Raw genomic sequence first — 12,391 nt, 5'->3', positions numbered from 1 at the left:
ATCAATATCACTTAACTAGAGTTTTTAAACATTATTATTAAGTTGTTCATTTAATGCCGTTAAGAAAAAAACCATTTCGACTCTCTGTATGGCAGCGCCGCAGCCTAAAAGGTCTTATTCACCTTTTCACATTGGGCTATATCGCCTGGTTGTTTTTTGCAGGGGTAACCGATCAGCTTGGTCCAGACCCTGTAAACACGCTCATCAATGAGACTGGAACCTGGGCAATTCACTTTCTTTTACTAACGCTTACTCTTAGCCCACTTGCTAAATGGCTACCAAGCCCAGAACCGATGCAATTCAGACGTATGATTGGCGTATATACCTTTGTGTACGCCTTTGCACACCTGCTCACATACATTGTGTTTGAAATCCAGCTTGATATGGCACTAGTGGCTAGCGAGATAGTAAGCAGGCCATACATCATTGTTGGCATGGCAGCGTTACTTCTTCTTTTTGCTCTCACCGCTACGTCGTTCAAGCGTATCCAGCGCAACATGGGAAAAAAGTGGCAGAAGCTTCACAACAGCATTTACCTGATCCTGCCCCTTGCACTACTTCATTTCAGCTGGTCGCAGAAGACGTTTTGGCAAGAGCCCGTTTGGTATTGGATGATTGGACTGATATTAATGAGCCCAAGAATGAAGCAGTGGTATGTGACGTATCAGAAGAAAAGTCAAAAGAAGTCGAGAGGCAAAAACGCAGTGGCGTGAGAAAACTAAAGTCGAAAACCTTTTAAACAAGTACGTAAAGCAGCGCAGCATAACGCGCTGTTTTACTAAGCGTTACCGCAAGAATAAAAAACCAAAACGGGCTTCTAAGTACACCTGCTACTAAAGTAATAGGGTCGCCAATAATAGGTACCCAGCATAAAAACAAGCTCCACTTCCCCCACTTTGTAAAAGTGTAGCTTGCACGGTTAAACGCCGCTTCGCTCACTTTTAACTTATCGGTCGCAATTTCTTTTCCGAACTTGAAGCCCAATGCATAATTAACCACCGAGCCGAGTACATTTCCTAACGAAGCAACAACAAGCAACAACACCCAGTTCAAGCCACTACTGTATAAAGCACTAAGTACAATTTCAGAACTAAAAGGCAATATAGTGGCAGCCAAAAATGCCGATAAGAACATTCCCAAATAGCCTAAATGTATTAATGCGCTCAACGCTCCTCCATCTATATACAGTAGTTTTCTATGTAAAATTCGCGCGCATCTTACCTTAATCGGAGTATGAATACTTCCTTCAGAATTCGATAGCACAAAAAAACCATTATCTTTTATGTAGTTACTGAGAAAACACCATTTTGTGTGAAAAAAGTACAACTAAATACTTGCCAAAGCCCTCCTTTAAGAATACTGTATACACATACACACTGTATAAGCAACCAGTACAAGTTAATAACAATATTCCCGAAGTTCGAACTATGAACTTCAGGGCAAATGCATAAAGGGTTTTACTATGAACACATCTTCAGTTTCACGATTTAATGCTTTGCGCGCTTCGGTTTCAAATGTTGTTCAACTACCTTTGCCGATAGAAGGGTTTCCAGGCGAAAAACAAGGTAATGGAAAAGGAAGTAACGACAAAGGTTGGAATTATCTGCTTTCAAATACGGTGTCGTTTTCTAAATCTGTAGATCACGCTATCCGTATTCAAAAACCTGAAAAAGAAAAAATGCCCGAATGGATCAGTAAGCTGATTACAGGTGGCCAGTGTAAAACACTGTATGTGGAAAACATTGATTTAGACCTTCAACCAACCGATAGTGAAATGATCAGAAAGCTGTGTGAGCTTTACTCTGTCAGCCTGGTGAATGTACGTGTTAACAGCATTAATGACGAACAAAACGTAGCATTAGGTCCTTGGTAATACAAAGCCTGTTTATGCTTACATTTTACGTTTGCCTGAGTAGCGGTGCGTAAACAAAACCTAAATATTTATTTTCATACAACTCTTTGGCGTGGAATCTCTGACATGTACCCTTTGGCATGGACCGCCAAGGAATCTTTGAATATCGGCAACATTTACGTTTAAAAAAGTTGGGGCTCACGCAACTTATACTTATACTGTAGCGCTTTGTTTTACTCTTAAACTGCGAGTTGTCTTATGCGCTGCTACTGTTGCTCATCAAAATCCTTCGACGAATGCTGCGAGCCTTTTATTAAGGGTGATAAACACCCTAGTTCTGCAGAGCAACTTATGCGCTCCCGTTTTTCAGCCTACGCTACAGCGCATTATCAATATATTCTTGAAACCTACACCAAAGAAAAGCAGCAGGGTCTTTCTGTAGAGGATTTGGCGCAAAGCGCACAAGGTGCGACATGGTTCGCACTTAAAGTTCACCCCACTCTAGCGGCTAGCTCCGTAGATAACTCCGTAGATAGCTTGGTAGGTAACTCGGTCAGTAGTACTGAAGATAGTTCGATAGACAGTACTGTACATGCTGACGCTAAAGTCGAAGCAGTAACCAACGCCGAGGCAATCTCTAAGACTAATTTAAAGTCCATCTCCAAGCTCATCTCTAAGCCCAATAATGCCATTGTTGAATTCACTGCTTACTATTTTGAAAATAAAAGCATGTATCAGCTTCACGAAACGTCGAATTTTAGTGTTGAAGACGGTAAGTGGCGTTATCACGACGGCGTATTACACGACGACTGCGGCAAAATTAAATACGGGAGAAACCTACCTTGTGTTTGCGGTAGCAACAAAAAATTCAAACAGTGCTGCGCAACTAAGAGCCGCTAACCCAGTGGCAATAGCTAACCTTACCCCCTTCCCTGCGCATCTTGATTGTTCATCTTTTATCTCGCTCCCACATAAAATAGGACACACTATGAAGATGAAGAAACATGCGGCAGGCGTTTTAATAGGCGCAGCACTGAGTACATTAAGTTATCAAAGCTATGCCGACGTTATACTACACGCATTTAACTAGACCTACGACGACGTCGCCGCAAAAGCCCAGGAAATTGCGGACCTTGGTTACACCAAAGTACTTGTTTCGCCTGCTTATAAATCGACAGGTGACCAGTGGTGGGCGCGATATCAACCACAGGACTATCGAGTTATTGATAATCCACTTAGTGACACTGCTGACATTCAATCGATGGTTAATGCATTAACTGCCAAAGGTGTAGAGACCTATGCGGATATTGTCTTTAATCATATGGCGAACGAAGCATGGAAACGTTCAGACTTAAACTACCCCGGAAGTGAAGTACTACAGCAATACTCATCAAATCAGGGATACTACAATGGCATCACATTATTTGGTGATGTAAGTAGCGGCCTTTTTGGCGGTGGTGACTTCCACGGTACGTATGATCAAGGTGGTCCTAAGTGCATTAGTAACTACAGCGACGTGGGCGATGTTCAGTACAATAGATTATGCGGCGCCGCGCCAGATCCTGGCTTGCCCGACCTAGACCCCAATAATTGGGTAGTAGCCCAGCAAAAAGCGTATCTTCAGGCGTTAAAAGACATGGGTGTAACCGGTTTCCGCGTTGATGCTGCAAAGCACATGACCAACTATCATATCAACGCGGTGTTCGACAGCAATATAAAAAACGGCGTGCATGTTTTCGGAGAAATAATTACCACGGGCGGTGCAGGCTCTAGTGAGTATGATAACTTCCTTGCACCTTATTTATCAGCAACAGGTCACTCGGCCTACGACTTCCCGCTTTTCGCGCAAATACGTAGTGCATTTAGCTTCGGTGGTTCGATGAATGCCTTAGTTGACCCAGGTGCGTACGGTCAGGCTTTATCAGGCGACAAGGCCATTACATTTAGTATTACCCACGACATCCCGCTAAACGACGGCTTCCGCTACCAGTTACTTGACCCTACCGACGAACATTTGGCAAATGCCTATGTACTAGGGCGTGACGGTGGTGTTCCATTACTGTACTCAGATAACAATGAAAGTGGTGATAATCGTTGGGTAGATTTGTACAAGCGTGATGACATCAAGGGTATGGTTAAATTCCATAACGGAGTTCAGGGCAGTGGCATGCAAGTTGTAAGTCATAATGACTGCGTTATTTTCTTCAAGCGTGACCATCAAGGCGTTGTGGGTATTAATAAATGCGCAGACGGCCAAGATATGTGGGTAGATACATCTACGGACAATTTGTGGTGGTATAGAAATTACCGCGATACGTTAAGTAATGATGTGCAATATATTACAACTCAGTGGCACAAGTTCTATGTACCAGGAAGAAGCGCCCGAATGTGGCTTATGGAATAACCCACTGTTAACAAGAAAAGCCTGAACATCGATTGTTCAGGCTTTATTGTTAAGTTACCCACGTGTCAGGCTTGTAGGATCAGGGCACAAGTACCATCTTACCTTTCACTTCCCGGTTCATTACCTTGGCCATGGCTTTCGTTGCTTGTTCTAAGGGTAATGCTTCATCTACGACCACCTTCACCTTACCTTGCACATACCAAGTTAAAAGCTCTTGCATGTTTTCCGCAAAGCCTTTTGGATCGTGCTGAGTAAACGAGCCCCAAAATACGCCCATAACCGAATAGCCTTTTACCAGCGCTAAATTAACCGGGAATTTCGGGATCTCACCGCCAGCAAAGCCAACCACAAGTAAACGACCTTCCCATGCCATACTGCGGCTGCAAGCGTGGAATGTGTCACCGCCAACGCATTCATAAACTACATCGACACCTTTGCCGCCTGTGACTTCTTTCAGCGTTTCTTTGAGATCTTTTTCTTTGTAGTTAATTAAAACGTCTGCGCCATACTCTTTAGCAAGCGCCAGCTTTTCTTCTGTTGAGCAAACTGCAATCACTTTAGCGCCCATAATCTTGCCTATTTGCACTGCTGCTAAGCCAGTACCACCCGCTGCGCCGGTTACAACCAGTGTTTCGCCTGGCTGCAGTTTTGCGCGCTGCTTTAACGCGTGATGTGCTGTCGCATGCGCAGTTACAAGAGCAGCCCCCTCATTAACATGGATGGGATCAGGTAACGGCATAACATGAGTGGCAGGGATCAGCGCTTTTTCTGCGTAACCACCTAAGTTAGACAACGCAATAACTCGTTGCCCTTCTTTTAAGTGGCTTACGCCCTCACCTACTTCAGATATGGTGCCTGCCACTTCATTGCCAGGAATAAACGGGAAGTCTGGCTGCATTTGATACAGACCTTGCACCAATAGTCCGTCTGGAAAGTTCACCCCTGCGGCTTCAACATTTACGACTACATGCCCTTTTTTTACTTCTGGGTCTGCAACGTCTTTAAATTGAAGTTCTTCAAGTGGTCCAAAAGATTCGCATACAATTGCTTTCATACTGTCTCCAGTTGCTTTGTTCGACGAGCACGCTATTGATAGCATGACATGTCATTAAATACGTTATATGGCGTTTATTCGCTTTGGTGAATGGTTTGGTTCGCAATTTGCGCCAGAGGTCGCACCATTGCGCCTAATTGCATAGCCTTCTCGCTTGACGCATTGCCATCGTGTGCGCGTTTTACCACGCCTTGTAAAATAGCGGCTAAACGGAAAAAACTAAATGCGAGGTAAAACGTCCAGTTGCTAATGCTATCAATACCTCTTCGCTCGCAATACGCATTGATATATTCTTGTTCACTTGGAATGCCTAACTGCTCTCTGTCTAAACCACCTAACCCAGCTGCGTGCGCAATGTCAGAGGGAAGGCGCAACTGCATACATTGGTAAGCCAAATCGGCATACGGATGCCCCAACGTTGATAATTCCCAATCAAGCACCGCGACTACTCTCGGGTTTTTAGGGTCAGACATATCAAACATCATATTGTCTAAACGAAAATCGCCATGGACCAACGAGACTTGACCATCATCTTTTGGCAGGTTGGCCTCAAGATACTGAATAAGACTTTCAATTTCTTCAACATGCTCAAGTTCAGATGCACGATACTGCTTGGTCCACCTGCTTAGCTGACGTTCAAAGTAGCTGCCAGGCCTTCCATAATCGCGTAAGCCTGCGCTTTCAATATCTACACTGTGAAGCGCTGCAAGCACCCGGTTCATTTCATCATACATGGCACCACGAGTAGCAGAAGACGCTATTTCAGGCAGTGCGCTATTCCAGAAAATGTCACCTTCAACATAGGCCATAATGTAAAACATGCTACCGATTATGCTGGCATCTTCACATAAATGGTACGCTTTGGGCACAGGCACTTCTGAGCCCTGCAACGCATTGATAACGCGAAATTCTCGGTCAACTGCATGGGCCGATTTCAGTAATTTGCCCGGAGGTTGACGGCGTAATACATAAACGCCGTTATCCGTAGTAAGCTTAAACGTCGGGTTCGATTGCCCACCCGCAAATTTCTCAGCGCTTTTTACGTGCCCAATACTGGGGCACGCAGAAGATAAATACGAATTCAGCACTGCTAAATCTATGTCATGTGGGGCTTTCGCATTGTCTTTAGACACCTTCACTCCTTACCCGTAATTGTTTGTATTGTTGATTTACAACACTGACTTATTCAGCGACTGCTTTTTCTGCAATAAGATTACGACCTAACTGCATCATGTGAACCTGATCAGGGCCATCTGCCAGCTTGATAGTACGCGCATAAGCGTACATGGCAGACAATACGAAATCTTGGCTTGTACCTGCAGCGCCGTGCATCTGAATGGCTTGGTCGATAACGTTACAGGCCATAGTAGGTGCAACTATCTTGATAGCAGCGATAAGGTCGCGCGATACTTTGTTGCCATAGCGATCCATCTTATCAGCCGCTTTCAACGTAAGCAGACGCGCCTGTTCAATATCACAGTGCATCTGCGCAATGCTTTCTCTAACCGATTGCTGTTTTGACAACGGTTTGCCAAACGCCACTCGGCTTTCAACTCGTTCACAGGCCATATCGAGCGCGCGCTGTGCACAGCCAATAAGGCGCATACAATGGTGAATACGGCCCGGGCCTAAGCGCCCTTGTGCGATTTCAAAACCACGCCCTTCACCAAGCAGTAAGTTTTCTGCCGGTACACGTACGTTTTCAAACAAGACTTCAGCATGACCAATAGGCTCGTCGTAATAGCCCATTGCTGCCATTGGGCGAACAATAGTTACACCCTTGGTGTCCATAGGAACTAAGATTTGAGACTGCTGCTGGTGACGAGGCGCATCGAAATCAGTTTTGCCCATTACAACCATAATCTTACAGTTTTCATTCATAGCACCGCTGGTGTACCACTTACGGCCGTTGATAACGTATTCATCACCATCGCGCTTAATGGAAGTTTCGATGTTAGTCGCGTCACTTGATGCCACTGCAGGCTCTGTCATAGCAAAGGCTGAGCGTATTTCCCCGTTTAAGAGAGGCTCTAACCACTGCTTTTTCTGACTCTCGTTACCGTATTTTGCCAGCACTTCCATATTGCCGGTATCTGGCGCACTACAGTTGAAGATTTCAGAGCTAAACAAAACTCTGCCCATTTCTTCACAAAGTGGTGCATACTCTGCGTTAGTCAAGCCCGCGCCATATGGCTTATATTCTTCAGGTAAAAATAGATTCCAAAGACCCGCTTCTTTTGCACGCTTTTTCAATGTATGCATCATTTCAGGCGTTTTCCAACGACCTTCGCCATTGTTGGCAGAGCCATTTTCTACGGCGTGAATGTATTCCTTTTCAATTGGATACACTTCTTCTTTCATAAACGCTTTTAGTTTTTCTAAAAGTGCTTGGGTCTTTTCATTATATTCAAAGTTCATAACTGCCCCATTTAGCTGTAGGTAATGGCGTGTAACCTGTCAATCACATCCAGGTGAGGTACGCTGTTGAAGTTATTAAGGTGAACGCCTCGCGCATTGGCAAAGCATTGAGAAAAACTGGCATTTCGGATCTGCAAATTCATATTCACAACGGTGGCCGCATCGTAGCCAAGAATGTGTTTGAGCATCATGGCAATTGCACCGCCAGAACTCACAACGAGAACACGCTTCGCATCTATACTTTGAAGGTGCGTGAGCATACTGTGAACTCTGTCTTCGAACTGACCCCATGTTTCATCAAGGAGTTCATGCGCCAATTCGTCTTGCGACCAGGCAAGCATTGCTTTTTTTAGCAATCGGTAATATTCCGACGGCGAAGCACCTTCAGGTACTTTTGCTTCTGGGTAGCGTGTTAAATAGGCGGTAGCCACTGCCTGAAAATTGAATTCATTCAGTGCGCTATTCACTGTAACTTCAGGTAGCGTATAGTCTTCAGTAGCAATACCCGAGGCAATACCTTCTTTGGTTTCGTGATGCCTAACCATGTCGCCAGAGAAAACTGCATCAAATTCAACATTGCGATGCTTGAAATAGTCACCAAGCCAAATGGCCTGTTGCCCACCCAGTTCACTAAGTTTGTCATAGTTCGCTTTGCCAAAAGACGCTTGACCATGTCGCACTAAATAGATGTCTGTCATACCGCTGCCTGATGTTATTAATATGTTAACTTTCAACCAACATACTAAGGAAAACAGCGATATAAGTTTAATTGATATTTTGAATGAGTATGCATCATGTGAAACTATTCACTGCCAAACACCTGTTCACTTTTTGCACGTTGCGAACAAAATTTGACATGATAGCTTCAAATGCGTGCAATATATGTTCATTAGATTGTATAGTGAAAAAGCACGACACGACGTCATAGGGAAGTTGGCGTATTTAAGATGTAAAGGACTGTACGCATTTGGACGCGACCTTGTCGTGATTAATTTTGTTTAAAGCCCACCGCTTTTGAAAAATAAAAAGAACCAAAATGAAGTCACTTACACACGCTTTGTCTTGTAATAGCTCAAGCATATCTACACCCCAAAACGCCATTACGCGTTGCCTGTGTAGTTCGCCGTTTATTGCCTCTATTGTCTCGTCGACACTTGCTTTGGCTCCCCACGCTCACGCCGATGAGAATGCTTTATCTACTCCGCATGACAAAAAGGCGCTGGAACACATTGTTGTACAGGCGCAAAAGACCAGTCAAAACTTGCAAGATGTGCCCGTTGCGGTCACTGCGCTTTCAGGTCAAGACCTAGTTGAAACAGTTAGCCGAGATGTGTTTGACCTGCAAAACTACGTACCTGCCTTTGGCGCGTTTCAAAATCAAAGCGTAACAAATTCAGGGTTTTCAATACGCGGCATTGGCACGTCTTCACAAAACTTCGGCTTCGAGTCTTCGGTGGGTTTATACGTAGATGGTGTGTACCGTGCACGACAAAACGCGTTAATAAACGACTTAGTCGATATTGAATCCATAGAAGTGTTGCGTGGGCCACAGGGCACACTATTCGGAAAGAACACCGCCGCTGGCGCAATGACGTTAACGACGGTCGCACCTTCACACGACGAGCTGGACGGCTTTGCCGAAGCCATCATCGGCAATGATAACTTAGTTCGTTTAAGCGCTGGCTCGTCGTTTTCGCTTATCGACGATATTCTTGCCATGCGGGTTTCGGGTTTTAGCTCTCATAGCGACGGCTTCATTACCGATGAGCGCAGCGGGCAAACCCTGAATAACCGTAACCGTTCTGCGATAAAAGCACAGTTGCTTTACACTCCAACAGATGAAATTAGCGTGCGACTTATTGCTGATTACGGCGAGCTAGACGAACGATGCTGCGGCGCACTTACTTTTCAAAACAACATTCAGGCTAATGACATAGCGGGTAAATTCGGCACTGATGCACTGCTGCTACAACCGCCGTTTAATGCAACTATTTACGGGCGCGATAACTTTTATGACTATAAAACCTCGCTGTCGCAAACTCCCCTTTCAAAAATGAAAGACAAAGGACTATCAGTTCAAGTAGATGTGGCTTTAAACAAAGCATGGGATTTTGTGAGCATAAGCGCGTACCGCGCGTTTGACAGCTTAGATACGGTAGATACCGACTTTTCTGATGCGGACCTTCTTACTGCCACTAACGACGCCAAGCAGCAGTCGTTTTCTCAAGAAATTAGATTACATTACACCAGTGAAGATGTGCGCGGTTTAATAGGTGTTTACTATTACAGCCAAAACTTAGATCTAACCTTTGATACTACCACGCAAGATGATTTTAGTGCGTTCTTTAATGCCGCCGCGCCCGATCTGCTGCCTTTGGCTAACGCCATCAACGAGCTATCTGCAGTTACATCAGGCTTTATTGCGCCTGCTGCAGCACCCGCGCCGTCCGGTACTGCTTTCGCGCACAGCGCCTATCAAGAGCAAGATAGTATTGCTTTATTCTCTCAGCTGGATTGGCTGTTAAACAGTGATTTCACCTTAACAACGGGCTTACGCTATACCCGCGAAGAAAAGTCGATTGTCGGAGCCTACGATGAGCAAGGGCCTGGTATTGACGGACTAACTCAAGACCCAGCGCAATGGCCTAATGTAGGTCGTGCTGTATTTGGGTTACAAAACATCGCTGCTGCGTTAGCGGCGGGACAAGCCCCTACAGCACAGTCCCTTAACGCTATAGCACCATTTCAACAAGCGGGCTGGGGATATTTTTTCTTGGGATCTGCAGCGGTCATGCCGCGCCCTGACTTAAACGAAGAGCTTGATGATTCACAGTTAACCGGCACGGTAAAACTGGCTTATCACCCTAATGACAACACGCTAACCTACGCTAGTTTTGCGACTGGTTACAAAGCCGGCGGTACGAATACCGACAGAATCTTACCTTCGCTTAGCCCGCTTTTTGATGCTGAAAAATCGCGAAGTGCTGAAATAGGTATAAAACACGACTTTGAAGAATACGGCGTGCGCGTAAATGCTGCGGCGCACTATACACAAATTAGCGACTTTCAGGCGACGACCTTTACCGGAACGGGGTTCAACCTGCAAAATGCGGGCGATATCATAGTAAAAGGCATAGAGCTTGAAGCCACATGGCTAATGACAGAAAGCACCGAATTACATGCAGTTGCGTCGCGCACATTGGCGAATTTTGATGAGTTTAAACGCGGTACCTGTTGGGTAGCATACACGTGGCACACGGGCATTGACGACCCGGGCCGTGTGGAGCCAAACGACCCGTTCTGTTCAAGAGACGGTGACCGCGTAGGCTTCGAGCCTCAGAACTCACTGTCTCTTATGCTGAATCACTATTTCGAAGTTGGGAATTATCCTGCCTCCGCCAGTATTGACTACCAATACACGGGCGACGTATTTCTTGATGATGCGAACGACCCGTACAAGTACGCTGACGACTTTTCATTATTTAACGTTCGCGTAAGTTTCACTATCCCACAATGGGATAGCGAAATTATTGCGTGGTCGCGCAACGTTTTCGATGAAGAGTACGTTGCACGAAGTGGCTTTGATGTACCCGTACAAACCGGAAAGATCATGGCCTACCCAGGCGCGCCTAGAAGCTTTGGCGTTACCTTCAGAAAGTCTTTCTAACGCTTTAAATGCGTAGGTTTGGTATGAAACACCGCATGGCACTGAGCAATAACAGACAGCGCTATATGCTCTGGTAGCTCACCACCAATGTCGAAACCAGCGGGGCTTGCGAAATACTGAGTAAAGTTGGTATCGCCAAGCCCGGCTAAATCCATAATTTCCTGCTTACGGTGCAGTGGCCCGAGCATTGCCGTATAGGTTAACGATTGCTTGCTTAGCACCTGCAGCGCCTTTGCATCAATTTCACGGTGATGGGACATAAGCACTGCTGCTTGAACGTTATGTTCGCCCATGTGAAGACGTAAGCCTTCAGTAGACGGGTCTTCAATCAAGTAATTTACCTCGGGAAAATGTTCAAGTCTTGCTTGTGCAGGCCTTGGATCCCAAAGACTGACTAAATAGCCCTGCAAACTAGCAAGCTTAGTCATAAAGGTAGCGTCGTACCCACCTCCAACAACAAGTAGGTGGATAGGCGGCAGCATCAAAACCGACAACATGCGCTTGCCATCAACGGTGTCTAGCACAGCTTTTCTAGGTTTAGCAGAATGGTCTTCCAATTCCGTGCAATCACCCAAAGTGCCGTCTACCGCGCAGCGCCACTCACACGCTTTTCCGTTTGATAAGCTTTTGCTAACCACATCCAACGATAAATACTGGTTACTCTCGTTAACTGGTACGAGTGCTAAGTGCACCACACCGCCGCATCCAACACCAAGTTTAAACGCGATGTCTTCTTCATCTTCATCGTCGTAAACCGCGGTACGACTAACGCCGTCGGCCATTACTCGCTGGGCTTTTTTAACGATGTCACTTTCTAAGCAGCCGCCGCTTAATATACCTAGCTGATGCCCTGCATCACTAAACAACATCATGGCGCCTGCTTTGCGGTAGCATGAGCCTTCGGTTTTAAAAATAAAACCTAACACCCACTTATGCTTGTTTTTAAGTGGAAGCCACTGGGCCAACAAATGGTTAACGTGATTACTCATAACTACC

10 protein-coding genes and 1 pseudogene are annotated in these 12,391 nt (G+C 45.5%); 5 read left to right on the top strand and 6 right to left on the bottom strand.

Annotated elements, in window-relative coordinates:
• The first annotated feature begins 53 nt into the window (after positions 1-53).
• Complete coding sequence (locus AC0J2X_RS07340) at positions 54-713, top strand: protein-methionine-sulfoxide reductase heme-binding subunit MsrQ (protein WP_278712048.1); 660 nt, start codon at positions 54-56, stop codon at positions 711-713.
• Positions 714-735: 22 nt separating this feature from the next.
• On the opposite strand, the gene AC0J2X_RS07335 is transcribed toward AC0J2X_RS07340, so the two are convergent.
• The gene (locus AC0J2X_RS07335) at positions 736-1,134 is read right to left on the bottom strand and encodes a YqaA family protein (protein ID WP_039225474.1); all 399 of its coding nucleotides are present in this window, start codon (positions 1,132-1,134) and stop codon (positions 736-738) included.
• Between the two features lie 328 nt (positions 1,135-1,462).
• Between AC0J2X_RS07335 and AC0J2X_RS07330 the strand changes: the two genes are divergently transcribed.
• The 3 genes and pseudogenes from AC0J2X_RS07330 to AC0J2X_RS07320 all read left to right on the top strand — a co-directional run.
• On the top strand, positions 1,463-1,873 hold the full coding sequence (locus tag AC0J2X_RS07330) for a hypothetical protein (RefSeq protein WP_039225472.1): 411 nt from the start codon (positions 1,463-1,465) through the stop codon (positions 1,871-1,873).
• A 237-nt stretch (positions 1,874-2,110) separates the two neighbouring features.
• Positions 2,111-2,752 carry a YchJ family protein gene (locus AC0J2X_RS07325; protein WP_278712047.1) on the top strand — a complete coding sequence of 214 codons (642 nt, stop codon included), beginning with the start codon at positions 2,111-2,113 and terminating at the stop codon, positions 2,750-2,752.
• A gap of 217 nt (positions 2,753-2,969) precedes the next feature.
• Positions 2,970-4,256: pseudogene (locus AC0J2X_RS07320) on the top strand (alpha-amylase family protein); the annotation flags it as partial.
• Between the two features lie 79 nt (positions 4,257-4,335).
• Here the strand turns inward: AC0J2X_RS07320 and AC0J2X_RS07315 are convergent.
• The 4 genes from AC0J2X_RS07315 to AC0J2X_RS07300 form a co-directional block, all read right to left on the bottom strand.
• Entirely contained in the window at positions 4,336-5,310 is a 975-nt protein-coding gene (locus tag AC0J2X_RS07315) for an NADPH:quinone oxidoreductase family protein (RefSeq protein ID WP_014949760.1), read from the bottom strand.
• Positions 5,311-5,384: 74 nt separating this feature from the next.
• Entirely contained in the window at positions 5,385-6,443 is a 1,059-nt protein-coding gene (locus AC0J2X_RS07310; protein WP_278712045.1) for a phosphotransferase family protein, read from the bottom strand.
• Between the two features lie 49 nt (positions 6,444-6,492).
• Positions 6,493-7,728, bottom strand: coding sequence for an acyl-CoA dehydrogenase family protein (locus AC0J2X_RS07305; RefSeq protein WP_014976758.1), 1,236 nt, complete (start codon positions 7,726-7,728; stop codon positions 6,493-6,495).
• 11 nt (positions 7,729-7,739) lie between these two features.
• On the bottom strand, positions 7,740-8,426 hold the full coding sequence (locus AC0J2X_RS07300) for a histidine phosphatase family protein (RefSeq protein WP_039216471.1): 687 nt from the start codon (positions 8,424-8,426) through the stop codon (positions 7,740-7,742).
• 338 nt (positions 8,427-8,764) lie between these two features.
• Here AC0J2X_RS07300 and AC0J2X_RS07295 point away from each other — a divergent pair, with 338 nt between their 5' ends.
• Entirely contained in the window at positions 8,765-11,395 is a 2,631-nt protein-coding gene (locus AC0J2X_RS07295) for a TonB-dependent receptor (protein ID WP_472995909.1), read from the top strand.
• On the opposite strand, the gene AC0J2X_RS07290 is transcribed toward AC0J2X_RS07295, so the two are convergent.
• A complete protein-coding gene (locus AC0J2X_RS07290; RefSeq protein ID WP_168463336.1) occupies positions 11,392-12,384 on the bottom strand; it encodes an XdhC family protein in 993 nt (330 codons plus the stop codon). The genes AC0J2X_RS07295 and AC0J2X_RS07290 overlap by 4 nt on opposite strands.
• Between the last annotated feature and the right edge of the window lie 7 nt (positions 12,385-12,391).

Source organism: Alteromonas sp. R7, from assembly GCF_055755235.1.
The sequence above is the reverse complement of the archived record's forward strand: the minus strand, read 5'-3'. Positions and strand labels throughout refer to the sequence as shown.